31 protein-coding genes are annotated in these 24266 nt (G+C 45.1%); 24 read left to right on the top strand and 7 right to left on the bottom strand.

What is annotated here, in order from left to right:
- Positions 1-127: 127 nt before the first annotated feature.
- The gene (locus tag AC1DN5_RS06360; protein ID WP_366969455.1) at positions 128-289 is read right to left on the bottom strand and encodes a hypothetical protein; all 162 of its coding nucleotides are present in this window, start codon (positions 287-289) and stop codon (positions 128-130) included.
- Between the two features lie 188 nt (positions 290-477).
- Between AC1DN5_RS06360 and cheV the strand changes: the two genes are divergently transcribed.
- Complete coding sequence (gene cheV, locus AC1DN5_RS06355) at positions 478-1389, top strand: chemotaxis protein CheV (protein ID WP_188154002.1); 912 nt, start codon at positions 478-480, stop codon at positions 1387-1389.
- A 42-nt stretch (positions 1390-1431) separates the two neighbouring features.
- Here cheV and AC1DN5_RS06350 read toward each other — a convergent pair whose 3' ends face one another.
- The 4 genes from AC1DN5_RS06350 to AC1DN5_RS06335 all read right to left on the bottom strand — a co-directional run bounded on the left by AC1DN5_RS06350 (position 1432) and on the right by AC1DN5_RS06335 (position 4819).
- Positions 1432-1896 carry a YkyB family protein gene (locus AC1DN5_RS06350; protein WP_013352067.1) on the bottom strand — a complete coding sequence of 155 codons (465 nt, stop codon included), beginning with the start codon at positions 1894-1896 and terminating at the stop codon, positions 1432-1434.
- A 122-nt stretch (positions 1897-2018) separates the two neighbouring features.
- Positions 2019-3311: an MFS transporter gene (locus tag AC1DN5_RS06345; RefSeq protein ID WP_264820066.1), complete on the bottom strand. Its 1293-nt coding sequence runs from the start codon at positions 3309-3311 to the stop codon at positions 2019-2021.
- Positions 3312-3386: 75 nt separating this feature from the next.
- Positions 3387-3881 carry a L,D-transpeptidase family protein gene (locus tag AC1DN5_RS06340; protein ID WP_095240832.1) on the bottom strand — a complete coding sequence of 165 codons (495 nt, stop codon included), beginning with the start codon at positions 3879-3881 and terminating at the stop codon, positions 3387-3389.
- A 74-nt stretch (positions 3882-3955) separates the two neighbouring features.
- Positions 3956-4819 carry a metallophosphoesterase gene (locus tag AC1DN5_RS06335; RefSeq protein WP_264820067.1) on the bottom strand — a complete coding sequence of 288 codons (864 nt, stop codon included), beginning with the start codon at positions 4817-4819 and terminating at the stop codon, positions 3956-3958.
- Between the two features lie 143 nt (positions 4820-4962).
- On the opposite strand from AC1DN5_RS06335, the gene fadH reads away from it, so the two are divergent.
- From fadH to AC1DN5_RS06265, 14 genes are all read left to right on the top strand, one after another.
- Positions 4963-5727, top strand: coding sequence for a 2,4-dienoyl-CoA reductase (fadH, locus tag AC1DN5_RS06330; protein WP_047475261.1), 765 nt, complete (start codon positions 4963-4965; stop codon positions 5725-5727).
- 113 nt (positions 5728-5840) lie between these two features.
- Positions 5841-6398, top strand: coding sequence for a hypothetical protein (locus tag AC1DN5_RS06325; protein ID WP_264820068.1), 558 nt, complete (start codon positions 5841-5843; stop codon positions 6396-6398).
- Between the two features lie 132 nt (positions 6399-6530).
- Positions 6531-7751 carry an EAL domain-containing protein gene (locus AC1DN5_RS06320; protein WP_007409615.1) on the top strand — a complete coding sequence of 407 codons (1221 nt, stop codon included), beginning with the start codon at positions 6531-6533 and terminating at the stop codon, positions 7749-7751.
- Positions 7752-8196: 445 nt separating this feature from the next.
- Positions 8197-8436 carry a YkuJ family protein gene (locus AC1DN5_RS06315; RefSeq protein WP_003154613.1) on the top strand — a complete coding sequence of 80 codons (240 nt, stop codon included), beginning with the start codon at positions 8197-8199 and terminating at the stop codon, positions 8434-8436.
- A gap of 123 nt (positions 8437-8559) precedes the next feature.
- The gene (locus tag AC1DN5_RS06310; protein WP_016936302.1) at positions 8560-9078 is read left to right on the top strand and encodes a ribonuclease H-like YkuK family protein; all 519 of its coding nucleotides are present in this window, start codon (positions 8560-8562) and stop codon (positions 9076-9078) included.
- A gap of 140 nt (positions 9079-9218) precedes the next feature.
- Entirely contained in the window at positions 9219-9410 is a 192-nt protein-coding gene (gene abbA / locus AC1DN5_RS06305; RefSeq protein WP_013352076.1) for an antirepressor AbbA, read from the top strand.
- A gap of 143 nt (positions 9411-9553) precedes the next feature.
- Positions 9554-9997, top strand: coding sequence for a cyclic-di-AMP-binding protein CbpB (gene cbpB, locus AC1DN5_RS06300; RefSeq protein WP_003154608.1), 444 nt, complete (start codon positions 9554-9556; stop codon positions 9995-9997).
- Between the two features lie 139 nt (positions 9998-10136).
- Positions 10137-11018, top strand: coding sequence for a transcriptional regulator CcpC (gene ccpC / locus AC1DN5_RS06295; RefSeq protein ID WP_198698795.1), 882 nt, complete (start codon positions 10137-10139; stop codon positions 11016-11018).
- A 111-nt stretch (positions 11019-11129) separates the two neighbouring features.
- A complete protein-coding gene (locus AC1DN5_RS06290; protein WP_366969453.1) occupies positions 11130-11603 on the top strand; it encodes a flavodoxin in 474 nt (157 codons plus the stop codon).
- On the top strand, positions 11593-12486 hold the full coding sequence (locus AC1DN5_RS06285; protein ID WP_366969452.1) for a WD40/YVTN/BNR-like repeat-containing protein: 894 nt from the start codon (positions 11593-11595) through the stop codon (positions 12484-12486). The genes AC1DN5_RS06290 and AC1DN5_RS06285 overlap by 11 nt, the downstream gene beginning before the upstream one ends.
- A 26-nt stretch (positions 12487-12512) precedes the next feature.
- Positions 12513-12968: a flavodoxin gene (locus AC1DN5_RS06280; protein WP_016936298.1), complete on the top strand. Its 456-nt coding sequence runs from the start codon at positions 12513-12515 to the stop codon at positions 12966-12968.
- A gap of 81 nt (positions 12969-13049) precedes the next feature.
- Positions 13050-13760 (top strand): 2,3,4,5-tetrahydropyridine-2,6-dicarboxylate N-acetyltransferase, encoded by a 711-nt coding sequence (gene dapD, locus AC1DN5_RS06275; protein ID WP_016936297.1) that lies wholly within the window; start codon positions 13050-13052, stop codon positions 13758-13760.
- A gap of 70 nt (positions 13761-13830) precedes the next feature.
- Positions 13831-14955, top strand: a complete 1125-nt coding sequence (locus tag AC1DN5_RS06270) for an N-acetyldiaminopimelate deacetylase (RefSeq protein ID WP_366969451.1) — start codon at positions 13831-13833, stop codon at positions 14953-14955.
- A gap of 60 nt (positions 14956-15015) precedes the next feature.
- Positions 15016-15261 carry a YkuS family protein gene (locus AC1DN5_RS06265; protein WP_013352084.1) on the top strand — a complete coding sequence of 82 codons (246 nt, stop codon included), beginning with the start codon at positions 15016-15018 and terminating at the stop codon, positions 15259-15261.
- Between the two features lie 33 nt (positions 15262-15294).
- Here the strand turns inward: AC1DN5_RS06265 and AC1DN5_RS06260 are convergent, their stop codons facing one another.
- Positions 15295-16101, bottom strand: a complete 807-nt coding sequence (locus AC1DN5_RS06260; RefSeq protein ID WP_188154010.1) for a mechanosensitive ion channel family protein — start codon at positions 16099-16101, stop codon at positions 15295-15297.
- A 294-nt stretch (positions 16102-16395) separates the two neighbouring features.
- On the opposite strand from AC1DN5_RS06260, the gene AC1DN5_RS06255 reads away from it, so the two are divergent.
- Complete coding sequence (locus tag AC1DN5_RS06255) at positions 16396-16854, top strand: TlpA disulfide reductase family protein (RefSeq protein WP_016936293.1); 459 nt, start codon at positions 16396-16398, stop codon at positions 16852-16854.
- A 468-nt stretch (positions 16855-17322) separates the two neighbouring features.
- Entirely contained in the window at positions 17323-17919 is a 597-nt protein-coding gene (gene rok, locus AC1DN5_RS06250; RefSeq protein ID WP_366969450.1) for a transcriptional regulator Rok, read from the top strand.
- A 21-nt stretch (positions 17920-17940) separates the two neighbouring features.
- On the opposite strand, the gene AC1DN5_RS06245 is transcribed toward rok, so the two are convergent.
- Positions 17941-18915 (bottom strand): coiled-coil domain-containing protein, encoded by a 975-nt coding sequence (locus AC1DN5_RS06245; protein ID WP_047475242.1) that lies wholly within the window; start codon positions 18913-18915, stop codon positions 17941-17943.
- Between the two features lie 144 nt (positions 18916-19059).
- Between AC1DN5_RS06245 and AC1DN5_RS06240 the strand changes: the two genes are divergently transcribed.
- The 7 genes from AC1DN5_RS06240 to yknW all read left to right on the top strand — a co-directional run bounded on the left by AC1DN5_RS06240 (position 19060) and on the right by yknW (position 24265).
- On the top strand, positions 19060-19662 hold the full coding sequence (locus AC1DN5_RS06240) for a molybdenum cofactor guanylyltransferase (protein ID WP_366969448.1): 603 nt from the start codon (positions 19060-19062) through the stop codon (positions 19660-19662).
- A gap of 51 nt (positions 19663-19713) precedes the next feature.
- Positions 19714-20733 carry a molybdopterin-synthase adenylyltransferase MoeB gene (locus AC1DN5_RS06235; protein WP_095240778.1) on the top strand — a complete coding sequence of 340 codons (1020 nt, stop codon included), beginning with the start codon at positions 19714-19716 and terminating at the stop codon, positions 20731-20733.
- 17 nt (positions 20734-20750) lie between these two features.
- The gene (locus AC1DN5_RS06230; protein ID WP_016936288.1) at positions 20751-22043 is read left to right on the top strand and encodes a molybdopterin molybdotransferase MoeA; all 1293 of its coding nucleotides are present in this window, start codon (positions 20751-20753) and stop codon (positions 22041-22043) included.
- The gene (mobB, locus tag AC1DN5_RS06225; protein ID WP_366969447.1) at positions 22004-22525 is read left to right on the top strand and encodes a molybdopterin-guanine dinucleotide biosynthesis protein B; all 522 of its coding nucleotides are present in this window, start codon (positions 22004-22006) and stop codon (positions 22523-22525) included. Before AC1DN5_RS06230 ends, mobB begins: the two co-directional genes overlap by 40 nt.
- Positions 22526-22996 carry a molybdenum cofactor biosynthesis protein MoaE gene (locus tag AC1DN5_RS06220; protein WP_366969446.1) on the top strand — a complete coding sequence of 157 codons (471 nt, stop codon included), beginning with the start codon at positions 22526-22528 and terminating at the stop codon, positions 22994-22996.
- The gene (moaD, locus tag AC1DN5_RS06215) at positions 22993-23226 is read left to right on the top strand and encodes a molybdopterin converting factor subunit 1 (RefSeq protein ID WP_015417377.1); all 234 of its coding nucleotides are present in this window, start codon (positions 22993-22995) and stop codon (positions 23224-23226) included. Before AC1DN5_RS06220 ends, moaD begins: the two co-directional genes overlap by 4 nt.
- 343 nt (positions 23227-23569) lie before the next feature.
- The gene (gene yknW / locus AC1DN5_RS06210) at positions 23570-24265 is read left to right on the top strand and encodes a YknW family membrane protein (RefSeq protein ID WP_327814108.1); all 696 of its coding nucleotides are present in this window, start codon (positions 23570-23572) and stop codon (positions 24263-24265) included.
- Position 24266: the final 1 nt, after the last annotated feature.

The raw sequence follows: 24266 nt of genomic DNA, 5'->3' as shown, positions 1-24266 counted from the left end.
GAACTATCCCGAGTATATGTCCGATATGTGAAAACATACCTTCTTTCAGAAAAAAATAAGACAACCAGCTGAAATGATTGTCTTCATTGTATCATGATCTATCTATTGTGATATGTGGCGAATGTCATTAATACCCGTATTCAAAGCTGATGTTTTCCCGCCATACAATATACGGAGCGGGCTTATCGGGACACTCTTCCGCTTCTTTTTTCATTTGCACGTAAGCCGTTTTGCTGATATCTTCTAACACCGTCATTTGATCTTGGTCGAATATGACTACTGTACCCATTTATTACACCCTTCTTCCTGAAAAATCCTTGACTATTTTACCACTCGATGTCAAAAAGTCAATGGGATATCAGAAAAAAGAATCTTTTTATAAAGAGTTAATGGCCAGTTGGCCCGAATACATTCACTTTTTCCGTTTACAGCCGATATAAACAGTACAATACTGAATGCGGATAGCGAGGGATTGAATTGTCTTTACAACAATACGATATTTTATTGGATTCAGGCACAAATGAATTAGAAATCGTCAAATTTGAAGTAGGCGTCAATACATTTGGCATAAATGTGATGAAAGTCCGGGAAATCATTCAGCCGGTAGATGTCACATCTGTGCCACAGTCTCACAAAGACGTAGAAGGGATGATTAAGCTGAGAGGCGAAATTCTTCCCGTCATCAGCCTGTACACCTTTTTCAACGTTGATGCCGAAGGGGCAAAAGACGATAAATATATCGTGACGGAATTCAACAAGCGGAAAATCGTCTTTCATGTCGGTTCCGTATCACAGATCCACAGGGTGTCCTGGGAGGCGATTGAAAAGCCGACTTCGCTGAATCAGGGCATGGAGCGGCACTTAACGGGTATCATTAAACTGGAAGATACGATGATCTTTTTACCTGATTATGAAAAGATCATTTACGACATTGAATCGGCATCCGGAGTTGAGACTTACCATGTCCATCAGGAAGGATTTGATGAAAGACGGGCGGGTAAAAAACTAATTATCGTAGAAGATTCGCCGCTTCTTATGCGCCTTTTGACGGATGAACTGACTGAAGCGGGGTACAGTGAAATCGTTACGTTTGAAAATGGAAAAGAAGCGTATGAATATGTCATGGAATTGACGGATAAAGGAGCAAATCTGTCAGACCATATTGACATGATCATCAGTGACATTGAGATGCCGAAAATGGACGGGCACCGTTTGACGAAGCTCCTTAAGGATAACCCGCAAAGCTCTGACGTGCCGATTATGATCTTTTCGTCCCTGATTACGGATGACCTGCGCCACCGGGGCGAAGTCGTCGGAGCGGATGAACAGATCAGCAAGCCTGAAATCAGCGAGTTAATTAAAAAAGTGGATACGTACGTGATTGAATAGAAAAAAGCCGATGCGTCATGCATCGGCTTTTTTGCGGCGGAATTAAAAATAACTCTCACCAAGTTTTTTAAACACGGGTTTATGATAAGCGGGCTGCTGCCTGTTAGCGGCTAGCGGTTTTTCCTTTAAGCCCACATATTTTTGCAATAAGTTTTTCGCTTTTGTCAAAGACATTTGTGCTTTAGGATTGCGGTACGATTGATTTAACGTACCTAAATGCGGAAGATGCTGGAAGTCTTCTTTTGTTGGAGGCATGTGAAAATAGTAGTCTCCGATAGAGATAAGTACGTCTGACTGCTGTTGGCTAAACCTGGGATTATTTGAAAAGTGAAGCCCTATTTTTTTCCCTTTGCCTTCTTTCACAAGCTTTTGTAATGCCCGTTTTTTCAGCAGATAAAGGTATTTAGGGTTGGGGGCGGTTTTTGCATGGCGGTTCACAGTATAAACAGCTTTTGAAAGATTCTCGATGGTTGGCTGCAGCTCTTTCGAATAAGCGTGGTCGTCCATTATTTCTCTCCTTTGCATTGATCAAGTTCATATATAGATTATACTTTTTTAGCGTTGAAATGCAAATATTGAATATAAAAATACGCCTTTTTCTGATGAAAAGGGCGCATTTTTTTCCTTTATTAGACAGGATTCGCATGTTTTTCAGAATCAGCTTTTAATGATTGCTGCACATCGATTTCCGCCGCCTCGGCGCTGTACTTCGGAAGGGCGATAAAATAGAACACAAATACCGCCAAAATCACGATTCCCATGCCGTAATAAAGGTAATCAATATTGGCAACGAATTTCGGAAATAACAGGGCCACAAGTCCGAGTGTAATCGATTGGGCAAACATCATAAAGGGATCCTGCCAGCCGCTGACCCGGCCCATTATTTTCGGATGAACGATTTTCGGCATCCAGCCGCCGATGGCGATATTGACAGGGCCGATGCACATGCCGAGGACAAAAGCCGCCGCATAATAAATCCACAGCTGATCCGTATAGCCGAGGACAAAAATGAGCAGTCCGGCAGCCAAAATCGGAAGCGACATCAAATGATGCGGTTTGACTTTTTTCGCGATCATCGTTCCGATCACACTTCCGGCAAGCAAACCGACGCCGAGTGCGACGGTGAAGATAGAAGTGTGTGATTCGTAATGATCGGGCGCAAGTCCGTATTTCATCGTAAACATCGGAAGTACGGCAAAGCCGCCATTGACAAATCCAAAAATAAAAAATCCGAAAATAAGAGAAGCAAGCAATTTGTTTTTAATAATATATACGATCCCTTCTTTAAAATCAGCGACCGAGTCTTTCAGAAACGAATCTCCCCATTTAAAAGGGCCGTTCGGCTGACGGGCTTCTATCGGAATGCGGCAGGCGCGGATCAGAAAGCCTGACACAATAAAGCTTACAAAATCAAGGATAATGGCTCCGTGAACACCGATCGTTTTATACATAAACGCACCCATACCGACGCCGAATACCATAAAGATGCTGAACAGGATCTGGTTAAGTCCCGCTGCTTTCGCATAATGCTCCTTAGGCAGAATAGCTTGTACAAGGCTGGCTTCCGCCGGGAAAAAGAACTTGGTCACGGCGCTTCTGATGAACAAAATACAGAATACGAGAGGAATATTTCCGCTGTATAATGCCGCAAACAATACGATCGTCAGTCCCGCTCTGATCCAGTCACAATTTTCTGCGACCTTTTTCCTGTCGAGCCGGTCAGCTGCGACACCGACAATCAGAAATACGAAAACTGTCGGCAGCGAATACATCAGCTCTGCCAAAGTCGTGTATGCCGGCTGGTTGGCAAAGCGATCCAGCAAGTAAAAAGCGAAAGCCATATTACCTACAGTCGTTCCCATTTGAGAAGCGAGTGCTGCGAAAAATAAACGGACAAAATTGCGATTTTTAAATATATCCATAAACACGCTCCTTACCCTAAAGGTCCCACTGTAATATATTATCATCAGCTCGTTCCATAAACAAATGAGATCTTTCTATCTTATAATCGTCACCCTTGTTCCATTAGGGACGGTAGCGGCAAGTTCAGTGACGTCCTGATTATACATGCGGATGCATCCTTTTGATACCGCTTTGCCGATGGAGGAAGGATTATTTGTCCCGTGAATGCCGTAATGGAGCTTAGAGAGGCTGAGCCAATAAGCGCCGAACGGACCTCCGGGCTTAGGCTGGCGATTCACGATGTAAAATTCCCCGGTCGGTGTGGTCGTCAATATTTTTCCGACTGCGATCGGATACGTACGGATGAGCCTGCCAAGGCGGTATAACTCAAGTTTCTTCGCTCCGATATACACGACAATGGAATAGGGAATAGTGGATGGGTCGGGAAGATTCGGTATGATAATATGCTGTCCCGCATAAATGACCGATTGGATTGAGGGGTTTGCCTGAAGGAGAGCGGCCGTGCTTATTCTGAAGTCTTGTGCAATGCTTGAGATGGTTTCTCCTTGTTTCACTTGATAGGTCAGCAGTTTCATCACCCTCCTTTTTGTTCTTTTCCATATACATATTAAGGAGGGGCTGTTTGTGCATCGGGATAAAAGTCTTATTTTTGTACAGTTTTTAATGTGAACAGCGTGATTTCCGGTCTTGCTAAAAATCGATACGGCAGCCTTGTCGTACCGAGCCCGCGATTGACATAAACGGTTGTGTCATGCAGTGTATACATGCCGTCGGTATACGTTTTTCCGTAAGGGGGCGTAATGAGAGGCCCGAAAAACGGAAGCTGCACCTGACCGCCGTGAGTATGTCCCGACAGCTGCAAGTTTACGGGATGTCCGCCGATCTTGAGTGCGGCATCAGGCTCGTGAACGAGTAAAATGGAAAACGCATCTTCGGAAAGACGGGATAGAGTGCCTTCATAATCAGGCTTTCCGAGCATTAAATCATCCAAAGACGCAAGTTCAATCCGGCTCCCATCTGCCAGCTGCACCTGACAATAGCCGTTTCGAAGCACTTGAAAATCAGCCGCTTCCATCAGGGTCTTGTACGTGTTCGTGCCGTAGCCTCCGTGGTCATGGTTTCCGTATACACAAAGTTTGCCGAAAGGAGCTTCAAGCCTTTGCAGCACGGCGAGCGCATGCTGATAATCATGATATAAATGCGGCTTATCAATTAAATCTCCCGTAAAGATAAGCAGATCAGGCTTCAGCTGATTGATCTTTTCCGCTGTTTTATTCAAGTCTTCGGTTGTAAACACGTCACTGAGATGCGTATCGCTGAATTGAACGATTTTAAAATTGTCAAAGCCGCGTGGAATCAGGCGGCTGGTAATTGTATGCCGGGTGATTTCAATCATACGCGGCTCAATATACCGGGCATAGCCGTAGCCTCCGCAAGCCGTCGCAAGAGCCGCGCCAAAAATGCCGAATCCTCTTTTTAAAAATGTTCTTCTCGTCATTTTCTCCATATGTAAAACCAACCTTTGTAAGAGTTTTTCTATTATATCATCAGCTTGGCCGGAAAATCCCTTCTCAGCATGTAATGACGGGCAGAGACATCTGTGATAGAATTATGAATGATTATTCATTCAATAAAAGGGGTGGGGTTGTTATGGATAAGAAAGCAGTAATCATTACAGGCGGTTCAAGCGGCATGGGAAAAGCAATGGCGAAAAAACAGGCTGAACTGGGATGGCACGTCATGGTGACGGGGAGGAACCAGGAAGCACTTGAGGAAACAAGAAAAGAAATTGAGACCTTTGAGGGACAGGTCGCCTGTTTTCAAATGGATGTCCGTTCTGAATCCGCCGCTTCAGACATGATGACAGAAGCGGTAAAAGTCTTTGGCCGGCTTGATGCGCTGATTAACAATGCGGCCGGTAATTTTATTTGCCCGGCAGAAAAGCTGACGCCCAATGGATGGAAAGCGGTTATTGAGATTGTTTTAAACGGCACTTTTTTTTGCAGCCAAGCCGCGGCAAGACATTGGATCGAGCAAAAGCAGAAGGGTGTCATATTGAATATGGCCGCCACATACGCATGGGGAGCGGGAGCAGGGGTCGTTCATTCCGCTGCAGCCAAAGCGGGGGTATTGTCACTGACAAGAACGCTGGCCGTTGAATGGGGGGGCAAATACGGCATCCGCACAAACGCGATAGCCCCAGGCCCGATTGAACGAACAGGCGGTGCGGAGAAGCTGTTTGAATCGGAAAAAGCAATGTCCCGCACTATGAACAGTGTCCCGCTTGGCCGGCTGGGCACACCGGAAGAAATCGCCGCGTTGGCAGCGTTTTTGCTTTCCGATGAAGCGTCCTACATAAACGGGGATTGTATCACAATGGACGGCGGGCAGTGGCTGAATCCTTATCCGTTTTAATTTTTCGTATATTGACTATTTGCAAAACAAGCGAACGTCAAAGCCGACCGTTCGCTTGTTTTATTTTCTATTCAAAATTATGATATAATTTTGAAAGATTAAGGGGCGATTAAGTGAAGAAATTATTAAAATGGTTCGTTGTACTATTTTTAAGCAGTTTAGTTATCATCTTTAATATTTGGTACTTTATTATTTGTGCTTTTACTCCACAGTATTATCAAAATACCCATCTTACATCTGATGAAATAATCAGATTTGAAAAGCTATATCACATCGATTTTCCTGATGAAACGAAATTTATTAAAGTCAGGGAGTATTTGAGCGGGCTCGGAGGCGATACATCGGCTGTATTATATGTGTCTCTGCCAACTAAGCTGGCGGAAACAATTTTATCTGATTATACGTATATGCCAATAAATCATACTGATCATGCCGGTTCAATGTATGGAGTTGACGTTTCCAAGAGTGTTGGCGGGTTCACAACCCTTACATTTGGCACGTTAGATAAAAAAGGAACTTTCTTTCAGTTGAAACATGATGATGATTGGGTGTTTAACAGTACCGATTGGAGTCATTACTTTTGGACAGCTGCCGGTTATAATGCTCTTATATTTATACTTTTATTTGTGATTGTGAAACAAATGAACAACGTCCTTAATGAACCGGTCTAAAGAGTGATCTTAAAAATGTCCCCCTTTTACTTTAAGCTGCTGCCATACTGCCTCCTTTTCCCCTAATCTAAACATTTGTGGTGCTGATATAATTGTGTATAATCAGACAAAGATAGAGAAGCAGGTGATAACATGTTGGACCCACTTGATATACTGACGAATATTGATGATGTCATTCCGTATTACCAAGCGATTTTTAACGCTGAGGAACAAAGAGTCGTAGGCTACGAAGTGCTTGGCCGGATTTTGGCAGATGCGGAGATTGAGAGCCTAGGGCCGTTTTTCTTAGATTCCGGCATTCCGGAAGAATATAAGCTTGAGGTCGATGACAGAGTCATCAGGCAGGCGCTGGAGAGGTTTAAAGAAGCTGATCGTGATCTGTTGATTTTTATCAATCAGGATGCGAATGTATTAATGCTTGACCACGGCGAAAGCTTTCTTGAGCTTTTGAAAGAATACGAAGAGCAGGGCATTGAATTGAACCGTATTGTGCTTGAGATCACCGAGCACAATTTCGAAGGCGACATTGAACAGCTGTACCATATGCTTGCCTACTATCGTACATACGGCATTAAAATCGCGGTGGACAATATAGGTAAGGAGAGCAGCAACCTGGACAGAATCGCGCTCCTTTCACCGGACCTTCTGAAAATAGATTTGCAGGCGCTGAAGGTATCTCAGCCGTCACCATCATATGAGCATGTGCTGTACAGCATTTCATTGCTGGCGAGAAAAATCGGCGCCGCGCTGCTGTATGAAGATATAGAAGCTGATTTCCAGCTCCAGTACGCATGGAGAAACGGAGGCCGATTTTTTCAAGGCTATTATCTGCAGGCGCCGAGCGGCGATTTTATAGACCGCAGCCTGTTAAAAGCACGCTTGAAAACAGAGTTTCAGCAATTTATCACAAGAGAAAAAAAGAAGCTCGAGACAGTATACGAACACTCTGAGAATTTTTATAAGCGGGTCAATCAGGCAGTTTCCGAGCTGAAGAAAACCCATCAGGCGGATGATGAGTTTATTAAGAAACTGGCGGAAAACCTGACGGACTGCTGTTTCAGAATTTATATGTGTGATGAAGAAGGCTATCAGCTGACGGGAAATGTGTTCAAGCAATCCGGCGAATGGCTTTATCAGCCTGAATACATGGAGAAAAACTGGAGCTGGCGTCCGTACTTTCTAGAAAACATCATGAAGATGCGTAATTCAAGAAAAGGCTTTTTCAGTGACCTGTACAGTGATATTGAAACGGGTGAGATGATCAGAACCTTTTCATACCCGATGGATGACAATATGTATTTATTTATTGATCTGCCTTACTCTTATTTATATGAACAGGACGGATTACTATAAAGCGGCTGCTGTAAGCCGCTTTTTTTTATAAATGTGAAAAAGTTTAAAAAAATGATTGACAATGATACTGATAATCATTATCATTTAGTTATAGAGAGAAGTTACTCTCTGTTCCCCAACCCCTCTATCAGATCAAGATCCGAAAAAGCTTGGCGCTACCCCCGCCAAGTTTTTTTATGCCTTCCTGCGCATAAAAAGGCTTCTTCTCACATACATCTGACAATGGCGGCTCAAAAAGCGAAAAATCATTTATAAAAGGTGTATGACATTCCGAAAAAAGCTTCAAACTATTCGAAAACACGGTTTTCCCGTTTATTTTCTTATTGAAAATCCAGCGGGAAAATGCCATCCCGGTCTACTTTATGGTATGATGCTCTGTAGAACTTGTATTATAATAAATACTTGTTGATTTGAAGTTGTTTTTTGAAAGGAGTCTTTTTTTAGAATGTCACAATTAATGGGTATCATCACACGGCTGCAAAGTCTGCAAGAAACAGCCGAAGCGGCTAATGAGCCGATGCAGCGTTACTTCGAAGTAAATGGTGAGAAAATATGCAGTGTTAAATATTTTGAAAAGAATCAAACGTTTGAGCTGACGGTTTTCCAAAAAGGTGAAAAACCTAACACATATCCGTTTGATAACATTGACATGATTTCTATTGAAATTTTTGAGCTCCTTCAGTAATTTGGTTTGATTTTTCAGGCTGACCAAGCTTCCCGTCTTCCGCAAGCGGAGCTTTATTAAATCATGCAAAGGAACCGTGCTCGTTCGTTTGGTTGTAGATTTTGGAAAGAGGAGTGTCCGTACATGGCTGATTCTTTTCTGTTTTATAATCTTTCTGAGGCACAGATGACCTTTCAAGACGTGATGGAGCGGCTGAAACGCTTTGTCAATAAAGACCCCCGATCAGCATACGTGCTGTCTGTGGGGACTGATTCACAAGTTTACCGCGACTTCACGAAGTTTATTACGGCTATACACTTGCACCGTACAGGCAAGGGAGCTTGGGGCTGTTTGAAAAATCACGATCTCGCCAGACCGATACATAGCCTTCGCGAAAAAATTTCGCTGGAAACCGCATTCAGCCAGGAGATGGCTGCGCATATCCTCGACGGACGTTTCATGGAAATTACCGATTTGCTCCTGCCTTTCGCTGATGAAGGAGCGGATCTTACATTTGAAGTGCACTTGGATATCGGCCAAAAAGGGCTGACAAAAGAATTGATACAAGAAATGACCGGCCGTATTACCTCGATGGGCATTGAAGCGAAAATCAAGCCCGATTCCTGCACAGCATTCAGTTATGCCAATCGTTACACAAAATAATATGTCATACAGAATCCGCAAATTGTCGAATTATGCGGTTGACGATTTTTTTCTGTTTACTTATCCTAGCGGTAGAGCTGAAAGCAAATATCATCTTGCTTTCAGAGGTATTCAGTTAAAAATAGGGGGCCTGATTACGTATGAGTCTTATCGGTGAACGATTTACGGAAGAAGAACAAAAACTTCTGCTGAATATCCTGATCAATCATGAATATGCCATTGAGCTTTTGACCAGCGAAATCAACGATATAGAAGCAGGGTCAAAAAGCGTTGATGGAACCACTTATAAAAAACTCGTAACGCTTTATGACCGTTTCCGGAACGAAAATTAATCAGCGGCCTATAAATTGATACTCGATTGCAAAGAGTATCTTTTTTATTGACGGAAACTTTTCGACAAAAAATGATAATGTTTATATTATTGCGATATAGGGAATACATGGTTTGATGAAAAATGTAAAGGGGTCGAAGTGACATGATTAGCTTACAATCAGATCAGCTTCTTGATGCAACAGTCGGACAATTTATGATCGAGGCGGATAAAGTGGCGCACGTACAAGTCGGAAACAACCTTGAGCATGCTCTTTTAGTGCTGACGAAAACCGGCTATACCGCTATTCCAGTCCTTGACGCTTCGTACCGTCTGCACGGTTTGATCGGCACAAATATGATTATGAACAGCATTTTCGGACTTGAGCGGATTGAGTTTGAGAAGCTGGATCAAATTACGGTTGAGGAGGTCATGCTGAAAGACATTCCCCGTCTCCACATCAATGATCCGATTATCAAAGGGTTCAGCATGGTCATTAACAATGGCTTTGTCTGCGTTGAAAATGATGAAGGCGTCTTTGAAGGCATCTTTACGAGAAGAGTCGTATTAAAGCAGCTGAGCAGTCATATCAGGTCATTGAATAAGTAGGCTCGCACGATCAGCCTATTTGTTCTTTGTATGTCAGAAAAAGAAAACGTATACATATTGGTCGCGCTTGCTTCGGCAGCCTTTAATTTATTAGAATGGTAGATAAGAAATACGAAAAGGCATTGAAAAGGAGGACGACATGCAGCTTCAAGAGCTTCATATGCTCGTAGTTTTAGCTGAGGAATTAAACATGAGGAAGGCTGCCGAACGGTTATTCGTGTCACAGCCGGCTCTGTCCCAGCGATTGCAGACCATTGAAAAAGCCTGGGGAACAAAGATCTTTCTAAGATCTCAAAAAGGACTCACGGTAACGCCGGCAGGAGAAAAAATCATACAATTTGCAAATGATGTCACGGACCGGCAAGAGAGAATAAGAGAAAATATTGATGAACTTGAAGGGGAAATTCACGGCACATTGAAGCTTGCCGTCGCCTCCATTATCGGGCAGCACTGGCTTCCGAAAGTGTTAAAAACATATGTGGAGCGTTATCCGAATGCAAAGGTTTCCCTCATTACAGGATGGAGCAGCGAAATGCTGAAAAGTCTGTATGAAGATCAGGTACATATCGGCATTATCCGGGGAAACCCGGAATGGAAAGGCCGAAAAGAATATCTAATGACCGATCATTTATATTTGGTCGATACGGAAATTTCCTGCATTGATGATATAGCCCATACCGACCGGCCGTTTATCCAGTTCAAAAGTGACAGTACATATTTTCAGGAAATTCAGCATTGGTGGCATCAAAAATTCAAAACCTCGCCGAAACAGACGATCCTCGTCGATCAGATTGAAACGTGCAAGCAGATGGCGCTGCACGGAATCGGTTATGCCATTTTGCCGTCAGTCACCTTAGCTGAGGAAGACAAAGTAAATAAAATGCCCCTGCTTGATGCAAAGGATCATCCGATCGGCCGCGACACATGGCTGCTCGGTTATGAGCCGGCATTTGAATTAAAACAGGTGCAGGCTTTCGTTTCGGTCATCAAAGATATGCTGAAGCAGGAGAGCCCTTTTTAGAAAGACAGCAATGAGGCTGTCTTTTTTTATTTTTTATTGACAATGAAAATCATTATCATTTAAAGTAATGTATATGTTATTGAAAATCATTATCAATTACGGGGTGATCATATGCAGAAAGCATTAATGATATACGCAAGCATGTCGGGGAATACGGAGGATATTGCCGGCATTATAAAAGAAACACTGAGCGAGCATCAGATTGCAATTGACTGTCTTGACATGGATGAGGCAGATGCGGATTGTCTCGAAGCATATGATTATGTTTTTGTCGGCACATACACATGGGGAGATGGTGATCTTCCTTACGAAGCGGAAGATTTTTATGAAGATATTCTGCACCGCCAGCTGAACGGACTGAAAACGGCTTGTTTCGGTTCAGGCGATCACGCCTATCCGAAGTTTTGTGAAGCGGTTACGCTGTTTTGCGATGCATTTGAACAGGCCGGAGCCAATTTATATCCGGAAACGCTGAAAATCGAATTGGCGCCTGAGACGGCTGAGGATCAGGAATGCTGCAAAGAATTTGTCCGCGGTTTTCTTGCATGGGCCGCTCACCATGGAGACCGGTGCCATGTTTCATAAAGGCGCGACGGCTGTCATGGCATCAGTGTCTTCAGGCTTTTTTGTCGCAGTAAAAGGCGAAGGCATTTTTCATTTTTCCGCAGAAGAAGGCTGGAAAAGGCTGTACCGGATGAAAAGCAAGATTCATGTGCTGACCTACATCGGGCCTTACATATTCGCGGCGGGGGAAAAAGGCGCCGTCCTCAGATCGGCCGATCAGGGAAAGACCTGGACGGCATCCCGATTTCCGACCAGCGCCTCCGTTTGGGCAGTTGCCGGGCGCAATGACGGGTTCGTCTGTGCGCACGGCACGCACTGCCTCTACTTATCTGATGATTTCGGCGTCACTTGGCATGTGGCTAAGCCCTTTTCACATTTAAAGGAGCCGCCTGTCATTCGCTCGCTTTGTTTGCACGGTCAGACGATTTATATCGGCACCCGGATTCATATGAATTATGGCGGCATTTGGGCGTACGATCTGACAGAAGACCGCATCCGGCGTATAAGCCGTGAAAGACAGCGCATGACGGCTTCCATGCTTATGTACAAGAAGGACTGGCTCATTGCCGCAAAGGGTGCGGCAAAGGGAGAACGGGGCGAGGTTGCCGTCCGAAACGTGCGGACGGACGAGGCGTTTGCCATTTCAGCCGCGCCTGCCGTACGGGAAAAATCATTTCTCGACGTTTCTGAGGATGCCGGTATTATTTATGTCACTTCGTCACAGGACGAAAACGGATTTTCGCGCATTTACCAAGCTGATTTCGCCGCCGGAGAATTAAAATGGTTTGATACGATCCGCGGTCACGGATGGCGGGTGGCCAATCAGAAAGAAAGCTTTTTTTGTGCGGGCCTTTACGAATGTAAGTTTGTCAGACCGTATGAGGCGGCCCGGCTCGCACATTAGTTTCTATACATAAAGGAGAGACGGAGATGGGGAAAGTATTGCTTGTTTATGCGACAATGTCAGGAAACACCGAGGCAATGGCGGATTTGATTGAAAAAGGGCTGATCGAAGCACAAGCATCTGTTGACAGATATGAAGCGATGGATATCCATGCCGAACTTTTTAATGACTATGAGTATATTTTATTAGGCACATATACGTGGGGAGACGGGGATCTTCCTGATGAAATGCTCGATATCGCTGAAGATATGGAAAACCTGGAGTTTGCAGGGAAAACATTTGCTCTGTTCGGTTCCGGAGATACGTCCTACGCGTTTTTTTGCGGAGCGGTTGACGAATTAGAAAAAGTGATCACGGCCCGGGGAGGACGGGTGGTGCTGCCACCGGTCAAAATTGAAAACAACCCTGAAGGCAGCGAGGAAGAAGAGCTCAGGGAATTCGGAAGACAGTTTGCCGCACTGTGCAGACAGCCGGCAGAATAAAGGCTTGTTCCTTTTTTTCTTGTTTTTGCATCCTTCCTTTGTTACAGTAATGAGGTAGAAAATCAGAGGAGGACAATACATATGAAAATGATGGATGCAAATGAAATTATTTCATTTATTCAAAATAGTACAAAATCAACGCCTGTAAAAGTGTATGTAAAAGGCGATCTTGAGGGAATCAGCTTTGGCGATTCCGCTAAAACATTCCTGAACGGCCAATCCGGCGTTGTTTTTGGCGAATGGGCTGACATTAAAGCGGCAATTGAAGAAAACAAAGACAAAATTGAGGATTACGTCATTGAAAATGACCGCCGCAACTCTGCGATTCCGATGCTTGACTTGAAAGATGTAAAAGCGCGCATCGAGCCTGGCGCTATTATCCGCGACCAAGTCGAAATCGGCGACAATGCCGTTATCATGATGGGGGCGTCCATTAATATCGGTTCAGTCATCGGCGAAGGCACAATGATTGATATGAACGTTGTGCTCGGAGGACGCGCGACTGTCGGAAAAAACTGTCACATCGGAGCGGGTTCTGTATTAGCGGGTGTTATTGAGCCGCCAAGCGCTAAGCCTGTTGTCGTAGAAGATGACGTTGTAATCGGCGCAAATGCGGTTGTGCTTGAAGGCGTAACAATCGGAAAAGGCGCGGTTGTCGCTGCGGGAGCTATCGTAGTAAATGACGTTGAGCCATATACCGTTGTAGCAGGAACACCAGCGAAAAAAATCAAAGATATCGATGAAAAAACAAAAGGCAAAACAGAAATCAAACAGGAATTACGCCAGCTGTAAGGAATGGTTTGATAGAATGGGCGTGGATGATAAAATCCACGCCTTATTCTTATCTTAAGGAGGAATACATATGGAAAAAGAGCGGCTCATAGCGATCCGGAGAGATCTGCACCGCATCCCGGAAATCGGCTTTCAGGAATATAAAACACAGCAGTACCTGCTGAATATATTGAAACAATATTCGGAAGAACGAATTGAAATCGAAACGTGGAGAACCGGCATCTTTGTCAAAGTCAACGGCACGGCTCCGGAAAAAATGCTCGCCTACAGAGCGGATATAGACGCTTTGTCGATTGAAGAACAGACGGGGCTTCCGTTTGCATCTGAACATCCCGGTTTTATGCACGCATGCGGCCACGATATGCACATGACCATCGCGCTCGGCATTATTGATCATTTTGTCCATCACCCGGTCAAGCATGATCTGCTCTTTTTATTCCAGCCGGCTGAAGAAGGACCGGGCGGAGCAGAACCGATGCTTGAAAGCGATGTGCTGAAAAAATGGACGCCGGATTTAATCACGGCTCTCCATATAGCACCTGAACTGCCGGTCGGCACAATCTCTACCAAAAGCGGATTGCTGTTTGCCAATACGAGCGAGCTTGTCATCGACCTTGAGGGGAAAGGCGGACATGCGGCATATCCGCATACAGCAGACGACATGGTCGTCGCCGCAAGTACGCTTGTCACGCAGCTGCAGACGGTCATATCCAGAAATACGGACCCGCTTGACAGCGCGGTAATTACTGTCGGAACGATTACCGGAGGCACGGCGCAAAATATCATCGCAGAGCGTGCTCATCTGGAAGGAACGATCCGGACGCTTTCTGAAGAATCAATGCGTATGGTGAAAAAGCGGATTGAAGAACTCGTCAAAGGAATTGAAATCGGCTTCCGCTGTAAAGGGAAGGTCACGTACCCGTCCGTTTATCATCAAGTTTATAATACAAGCGGCCTGACCGAAGAATTTATGCAATTTGTCAGTGATCATCGTCTTGCAGAAGTGAAGACGGCGAAAGAAGCGATGACCGGAGAAGATTTCGGGTATATGCTGAAAAAATATCCCGGCTTCATGTTCTGGCTCGGTGCCGATTCTTCCCACGGGCTTCATCACGCAAAGCTGAATCCGGATGAAGCTGCGATGGAAACCGCAGTAAATGTCATGGTCGGATATTTTTCGGAGTATGCCAATTAAATCCGAAAAGAAGAATAATCTAACAAAACTTGAGCATTCTACGTAACGGAGGTGTTCAATATGACGAAAAAAATTGGAATTGAACAATCTTTATCGGATGTAGAACAGGCGTTAAAACAAAAGGGATATGACGTAGTGATGATGAAGACTCCTGAGGATGCGAAGGATTGTGACTGCTGTGTCGTAACCGGACTTGACAGCAATGTCCAAGGCATTGCCGATACGTCAACTCAGGCTCCCGTCATTACGGCTTCCGGAATGACAGCTGACGAAATCTGCAGCGAAGTAGAAAAAAAATTTCATTAAAAAGAAAAAACCGAAGCTTACGCTTCGGTTTTTCTATTCGGCAGAAGAGGCGCTTTTCAACCGGTCGAGCGCGATTTTCATTTCTCTCCGCAGCACGCGTTCAACCCGCCATTGCTCCATATTTTCTGTTTTGGCGATGATTCTGATGACCATTTCTGATGTGCTTAAATCCTGAACCCCGATGACGTCCGGTCCTTCCTTAATCTGCGGAAGCTCAAGGGCTGCTTTGTCACAGGCGTTTTGCAGGACTTGAATGGTTTCATCAAGATTTTTTTCAAGCGGCACCTTAATATCGACAAGCGCCTGCATCGTTCCGCGAGAATGGTTGCTCACATTTGTGATCCCCCGGTTGGGAAGATAGTGAAGCGTGCCGTCAAAGCTCCGGATTTGCGTCGTACGCAGACCGACCTGCTCGACAATGCCGCTGTAGCCGGCAACTGTAATATAATCACCGACATCGATCTGTTTTTCCAAAAGGATAAAAAATCCGGTGACAATGTCACTGACAAGTCCCTGAGCGCCGAAGCCGACTGCAAGACCGACCACGCCGGCACCGGCAATGAGAGCGCTCGGATTGTAGTGGAATAAATCCAATATCATGACGATAAAAACGAAAATCAGTATGTATCCGTACACATTAAGCGCGAGACTCCGCAAAGTATAAGCGCGGCCTGTGGAGAGGTTGTTTTGCTTCTCGAATTTCAGAAACAAATGCTTGATCAGCTTTTTGCCTGCCGTTCTGAAAATAAAATACGCTAAAATAATAAGTGCCAGCTTTATGATGAAAATCCCCGCAGAAGTGATGAGCCCGGCCCAATCAAAGTGTTTTAAATCAATCATAGTGATGTCTTCCTTTCAAGTCTATTGCAGAAAAAGCTAAAAGTTATTTACCCGTTTTACAATAGGATAAACCTTTTAATAGAAATCAGTTATTTACAGTTATGATTTATTCTATTGAACGGTTTCAATCTCATTATTTTCGTGAAGATACTAACTAAAGAATCTCCGCTCTCATTTTAACATGTCGGTTCAGCCAAATCATTTACTTTGGAGGGAAAACAGCCGGATGTTGCCCGAGCGAAGTGAGAGTGCGGACGAAAGATCACAAATCTTTTTCATAAGGAGGGACATCAGATGAAATTACATCAGCAAATGCCTGAATTGACAGGCGCCAAAGCCTGGATTAACGGAGAAGTCACGAAGGAACAGCTGATCGGTGAAAAGCCGGCATTGATTCACTTCTGGTCCGTCAGCTGCGGCATGTGTAAAGAAGCGATGCCTGAGGTGAACGGGCTTCGTAATAAATATAAAGATCAGCTGAATGTGGCAGCCGTTCATATGCCCCGTTCCGAAGATGATCTTGACCTTGAGAAAATCAAGGAAACAGCGGCTGAACACGATATCTCTCAGCCGATTTACGTGGACAGCGATCATACGCTGACTGAAGCATTTGAGAATCAATATGTGCCGGCTTATTACGTTTTTGATAAAACCGGACAGCTCCGTCATTTTCAAGCGGGAGGAGCCGGGATGACAATGCTTGAAAAACGCGTCAGCCGCGTACTTTCAGAAATGGAGCAGGCTTCTGAATAATTGGGACAATCTCCGTCGGACTATTGTCTCGGTTCTGCAAACCCTTTGCCGTTAGGTAATAGGGTTTTTTTGTGCTTATTGGATAAAAAATTCCAAAATGACATGTGTGATTGTTGAGCTGGAGTGAAAACGAAAATGAAGAAAAACGGGAGAAAACACGCTGTATCGCATGTTTTCTCCATATCTTTAGCTTTTACATATTATAGTCGAAAATTGTAGATATTACGCTAATTTTCATTAAACAAGTAATTTCAAGTTATATTTTGAAGGGTTTGAATAAAATGGAACATCGCCCAGAATCCCCTATATGACGAGGGTTTTTGTATAGAAAGTACCATTTTCAGAAAATAAGCAATTTTTCATAGAGTAAATAAAATAGTAAAATGCTAAAATAATAGTTGATAAAATTACTTTTGTAATCTAATATCTAAATAAAAGCGTTTAAATTTTTGACAGGGGGTTTTACACATGTTTAATGAAAGAGAAGCGCTGCGCTTACGTTTAGAACAATTGAACGAGGCAGAGGTAAAAGTCATTCGTGAATATCAAATAGAACGAGATAAAATATATGCAAAACTGAGAGAATTAGACCATACGGGCAGCCTGTCTGATACAAAAAAAGAGTTTCGTCCGGAGAAAAAAAGCGACTCTCTCCCAGTGCTTGCAGAGCTTGCGGCACAGGAAATGAGAAGCTACCAAAAGCCGCAGACACAGCCTCAATCCTCACAGCCGCAAATGCAATCTATTACGTCTCTTCCCGCTGGCATTCCGGACGGTTCTACAAGAAGAAGAAGAGGGACGGCAAGACCGGGTTCAAAAGCGGCAAAACTGCGCGAAGCAGCCATTAAAACTTTGAAGCGCCACAATGCGGCGATCAAAAGTTCGGAGCTGCAAAAGGAAATTGAGAAGGAAAGCGGCCTTGAAATTCCTAATATGACAACGTTTATGCAAAGTTTAATTAAAATGTATCCGGAAGTGAAAAAACCATACCGCGGCCAATATATTCTTGAGGGAGAAATTTCTCAGGAAACAGAAGAAACGGCAAATGATACGGCTGCTGAATAAAACAGTAAAAAACTGCTTGCGTTACTCAAGCAGTTTTTTTGTGCTGTCCCGCGTATCTTTTAACGCCTTTTTTTCAAGCTTGACGACATATTTCTGGAACGGTTTTTCTTCATCAGCCCGTTCTTTCACCGCGTCCAGCTTTTCTTCAAACGACTGATCACGGGACTCTGATTGTGCAAACTGTTTTTGCAGGGAGATGACTTGTTCGGTGACCGCTTTAAGCAAGTCTTCTGCCTGAACAGTCTCGGCCGCAGCAGAAGGAAGTTCCAGCTCTTTTTCTGCCGGTTCCGCCGTCCGGCTGTCAATATCAGCAAAATGACCGGCAATCCAAGCATCACTTTCGTCCAGCTGCCTTTTGTACGAGAGAATGGTTTCTTGAAATAACTTTTCTTTTGTTTTTTCTATTTCTACAAGCCGTTCTTTTGTTTCTAGTATTCGATCTCTCATATGATTAATTTCTATTTTAATATGTTTGAGCTGGTATTCTTTTTCTGTCATTTGTGTTTGCAGCCGGATATTTTCTTCTGCAGCAGCCTGAAAACGCCGTTTCGTATCTTCGTGAGAAGTCTGTTCCGTTTCCATTGCGGTCTCAAGTGAGCGGATACGGGTATGTAAGTTTTTATTTTCTTCTTCAAATTTTACATTCGTAAGATGGAGACGGTGTTTTTCTTCCATCTCATTTTTCCGCCGAAACGTTTCCTTCTGCAGCAGTTCTTGCAGAATGACGATTTTATCGAGCAGCCCGGCCCTGATTTCATGCAGAGACCGTTCCGTGTTACTTGTCTGTTTGTGTTTTTGAGCCATTGCTTCCAGTTCGTCAGTAAGCTTGTGAAGCCGCTCTTTAATATTGGCGTTTTCCTCCTGAAGCTTATTGTTTTTTTGATGAAAGTAGCTTGCTTCAAACTCCGAAATCAGTTTTCTGCATCTCGAAAGTTCAGACTTCAAATAAAGGTTCTCTTGAGAAGTGTCGTGGAAAAACGGACCTGATATTTTCATAAGAACCATCTCCCTCATGATGTTAACACTACAATATGGGATAGGACAGACGGCTATTCCTCTTAATTAAACTGACAAGCACTGTAATATTGTATTTCGGCTGAGGCGTTTGCTATGCTTTTATATAGAATGGGGAGAGATGACATGAAACGGGTGAATGTAATATTAGCAGGGGGAGCTTCCCGAAGGTTCGGGGAACCGAAAGCTTTTGCAAAGTGGAAGGGCGGCATGTTTTATGAGCAGGCGAAAAAAGCCTTCGGCTGCGGAGAGACGGTGATTATCAGCCGCCCTGAGCATATAAATAAGTTCTTAGCAAACAAAGAGAGACATGTTTTCTCCGATGTGCCGCAGTTTCGGGGAATGGGGCCGCTGGCCGGCATATATACGGCAATGAAACAAACGGAAGGCGAAACATACACGGTCATATCCTGTGACACGCCGCTCGTGACTAGAAAGACCATGGCAGCGCTTGAAATGAAGCTGACCGGAAATGTGGACGCTGTCATTCCGATTTGTGAAAACAGAGCGCAGCCTCTCTTGGCTGTTTATCATAAACGGGTGCAAGAGGTGCTTTTTGATCAGCTGGCACAAAACAAGCTGAAAATGGCAGACACGCTGAAACATCTGTCTGTCTGTTATGTGCAGGCTGAAGACATCGGCGCCGGGCCGGAAGAGTTCGTCAATATCAACACCCGGGATGATTACGCCAGACTTTTGGCGCTTATCGAGTCTTCACATCAGGACTGATGGTGAGGAAACATGGTATGATGGAAATAAAAATGCAAGGGGACAACACAGATGGAAGAGCGCTATTCGCGGCAGACAAGATTTAAGCCGATAGGGGAAAAAGGGCAGAAGGCGCTGGCTGACAGCAGTGTCCTGATTGTCGGGGCCGGGGCCCTCGGAACAGCCGCAGCAGAGGGGCTGGCAAGAGCCGGAGCAGGCCGTATGGCGATTATTGACCGGGATTATGTGGAATGGAGCAATTTACAAAGACAGCAGCTGTATACAGAAGAAGACGCGAGGGAGCGCCTGCCGAAAGCCGTGGCGGCAAAGACGCGTCTTTTGGCGATAAACAGTGACATACATATAGAGGCTTATGCGGCCGAAGGTACGGCGGAAACGCTCGAACCGCTGATCGAACAAGCGGATTGCATCGTGGATGCGACAGATAATTTTGAAACGAGAATGGTCATCAATGATCTGGCGCTGAAAACGAAAACGCCTTGGATTTACGGTGCCTGTGTCAGCAGTCAGGGGATGAGTATGACGATTATCCCGGGGGTTACGCCGTGTTTATCCTGTCTGTTTGAGCAAATACCGGTGGGCGGAGCGACATGTGATACAGCAGGCATCATACCTCCGGCCGTTCATATCGTCTCTGCTTATCAGCAGGCTGAGGCGCTGAAATTGCTGACAGGTAACCATGAAGCGGTAAATCGGCGCTTTTTTACGTTTGATGTGTGGAATAACACCAATATGAGCGTAAATGTGGATCAGACCAAACGGGATCATTGCCCTTCCTGCGGCGCGGAGCCCGTATACCCGTACCTGCAGCCTGAAAATAGGCCAAAAGCAAGCGTGCTGTGCGGAAGAGACACCGTTCAAATCAGATCGGAAGCGTTAAAGAGGCTGGACAAAGAAGAGCTCGTCAAACGTCTGAAGCAGATCGGCAAAGTCGAAGCAAATGAATTTCTGCTGCACATGGCGTACGAACGCTTCAGGATCGTTATTTTTCAAGACGGACGGGCTCTGATTCACGGTACAAACGACATCAAAGAAGCAAATTCAGTTCTGGCCAGAGTGATCGGACTGTAGTAAGGGGAGGTATTGCTATGCTTGAAAAAAGAACGCCGATTCAGGTGGGCGAAGCAGTCCGCCGGGTGAGCCGGTATAAAAAACAGGGGGATACCGAATGGGTGCCGCTGGAGGACAGCCTTCACCGCTATTTGGCGGAAGATGTTAAGGCGGACCATGATGTGCCTGCCTTTGACCGCTCTCCGTATGACGGTTTTGCCATCAGGGCGTGCGATTCAAAGACGGCTTCCCGTGATAATGCCGTCACGTTTGAAGTCATTGACCATATCGGAGCCGGCGCCGTGTCAGAAAAAGAGCTCGGACCATATGAAGCGGTCCGCATTATGACAGGGGCGCAGATTCCAAAAGGCGCGGATGCCGTAGTGATGCTTGAGCTGACAAAAACGTATTCTGAAAACGGCACGGATTACATGTCGGTGAAACGCCCTTTCCATGCGGGTGATAATATTTCATACCAAGGAGAAGATGCAAAAAAGGGCAGCTCGCTTTTAAAAAAAGGAACGAAAATCACGCCGGGCGTCACCGCTCTTTTGGCAACCTTCGGCTATGCTTCTGTTCCTGTGGTGAGAAAGCCGGTGGTCGGAATTATCGCCACGGGAACCGAACTTCTTCATGTAAGCGATCCGCTTGAACCGGGCAAAATCCGCAACAGCAACGCGGCCATGGTGTATGCCCAGATCATTGAAGCGGGTGCGGTGCCGCTGAACTTAGGCAAAATTTCCGATGATTTTGATGACAGTTATGCGGCGGTGAAGGAAGCCATGAAAAAAACCGATTTTCTGATCACGACCGGCGGCGTATCAGTCGGTGATTTTGATTTTCTTCCTGACATTTATGCTAAGCTCGGAGCGGAAGTTTTATTTAACAAAGTGGCAATGCGCCCGGGGAGCGTGACAACTGTCGCACGGGCCGATGACATGCTGCTGTTCGGCCTTTCAGGCAATCCGTCAGCATGTTACGTCGGTTTCACCCTGTTTGTCAAACCGATGATTCAGTCTTGGCTTCTGAATGAAAAACCTCACGCCGGATGGGCGGAAGCCGTGTTAACAAACGACTTTCCGAAGCCGAATCCGTTTGCGAGATTTGTGAGGGCGTTTGTTTATCATAAGGACGGAAAGATGATGGCGTCACCGGTCGGTCTCGACAAATCAAGCTCAGTCACATCTCTTGCCGAAGCAAACGCGTTTATCCTTCTGCCGGGAGGAACGAGAGGATATGAAGCGGGACGGACGGTTCACGTGCTTCTCATCCGCGACGAGAATGGAAGTGAGTGGCCGTGGTCAATTCTTTCCCGATCGTCCAGATCGTAGGGTTTCAAAACAGCGGTAAAACAACGTTTATCGAACGTATACTGAAAGCGGCGCCGAAAGAATGCACGGTTGGATGTTTAAAGCATCACGGACATGGCGGAGAGCCGGAACCTTTTTCTGACGGAAAGGATTCAGAGCGCTTATCAAAAGCCGGTGCCGCGGTTACGGCAGTAGAAGGGGACGGGGTCTTGCAGCTTACGGCGCGAAAAAAATGGGATCTGGCTGGTTTGATCGGCCTGTATGAATATTTGGGAATCGACTGTCTTCTCATTGAGGGTTTTAAACATGCGCCGAATCCGAAAATCATTATGATTAAAAGCAGCGAAGATTGGCAAAAGCTGAAGCATTTGGAGCGCGTGCTCGCGGTTGTCAGCAGAAGTACGGAGCATATGCCTGCAGATGCGGGCATACCCGTATTCCATGCGGATGATCCGGCTGCCATTATGTTTGTGCTTTCGCAGCTGAAAGGGGGATCTGCATAAATGGAACGTTTTCAAATTACAAGGGAACCTATCATTGCGGAAAATATCGTAAAAAAAGTTGAAAAGCGCGAAGCCGGGGCCATCACAACGTTTATCGGCACAGTCAGAGAGTGGACTGCCGGACGGCGGACGGTGCGTCTTGAATATGAAGCATATGAACCGATGGCTGTTCAAATGCTTTCTCAAATCGGCGATGAAATCAGCGCGAAATGGGAGGGAGCCGAAGCTGCGATCACTCACCGCGTCGGCGTCCTTGATATCGGAGAAGCGGCGGTCGTAATCGCCGTGTCTTCTCCGCACAGAAAGGCGGCATATGAGGCGAATGAATATGCCATTGAACGGATAAAACAGATTGTTCCGATTTGGAAAAAAGAAATCTGGGAAGACGGCGAAGAATGGATAGGCGATCAGCTGGAAACGACGCCTTATCCGAACGGAAAACCGAATTTAAATAAAGGGGAATCACGATGATTAAAGTGCTTTTGTTTGCCGGACTTGCGGAGCAGGCGGGAACGCCGGTCATTGAACTTGACGAAAAGGAGGCGGCAGCGTCTGCTGTAAAAACGCTGTTAAAAGAACGATACGGCCTTCAGACGATAGACAATGCCATGATCGCAATCAATGAAACTTACGTAAAAGATAACAGCATCGTAACAGAAGGCGATACCATTGCCTTTATCCCGCCTGTAAGCGGAGGGTGAATAAAAGCCGGATGTGCATCATTGCCATCCGGCTTTTTTGCACAGTACGCCGATAACATCGGCAAGAAAGGCTGAATTCCAGGGGGAGACCAAATGGAATTTAAAGGGGATTTTTAATTGTGCGGTTTTCTTTACATACACAGGCTTAAAACGGCGTCACACAAGATTTTTAGCCTGCTTTTATATCAGTCCGGCGCTGGTTGTTTTTTACATAATTATGGAACTTACATTTAAGATTTTGTGTTACAATTTAGCATAAATACGCAAACGGCAAAAAAATTGAAACTTTTATAAGCCGGATGCGTACGTATAAACAGAATAATACATAGGAGGCATCAGCAATATGGAACCAAATCTGGAAAAAAACAATACGGCAGTAACGGAAAAGCCGTCAATTTTCGGCGTCATTACAAGTCCTGTTGTGCAGTTTAAAAGATTAAAAGAACACCCGGTCATCGGCCTTCCTCTCCTGATTGTCATCATTCTCATCGCGGCGGGGAGTATTTTGCGCGGGCTCGGAATGAATTATGAAGAACTGCTGAACAGCTCATCTCTTGACGGACTGACCGATGATCAGATTGAAATGACCAAAACCATTGCGAAATTCGGCTCGATTTTCGGAGGAATTTTCGGGGGCATTATCGCTCTCTTTATCGTTCCGCTTATTTATTGGCTGTGCGTCAAAATTTCAGGCGGCGTGACAACTTATAAAAAAATGCTCTCACTCGGCCTCTTTACTGCATTTATTACCAACATCGGTTTAGTCATTAACGGACTTGTCATTTATTTTACCGGTGCGGGCTCACTGTACCCTGTCACATCTTTGGCGAGTGTCATACCGGCCGGAGACGGCGTATCGGTCTTTTTAAGCGCGATCGATATTTTCAGCATCTGGAGCTATATTCTGCTCGCGTTAGGTCTGCGCTATACTGGCGGCATTTCTAAAAAAGCGGGCTGGATTTCCGCAATTGTCCTGTTTGTTATTATGCTTTTGGTATCGGCAGTCGGAGGACTGTTAAATTCAGCGGTAGGTGTATAAT

Source organism: Bacillus sp. 01N42_2 (genome assembly GCF_056399565.1).
Note: the sequence above shows the minus strand (reverse complement) of the source record. Positions and strands in the feature narration are given on the sequence as shown.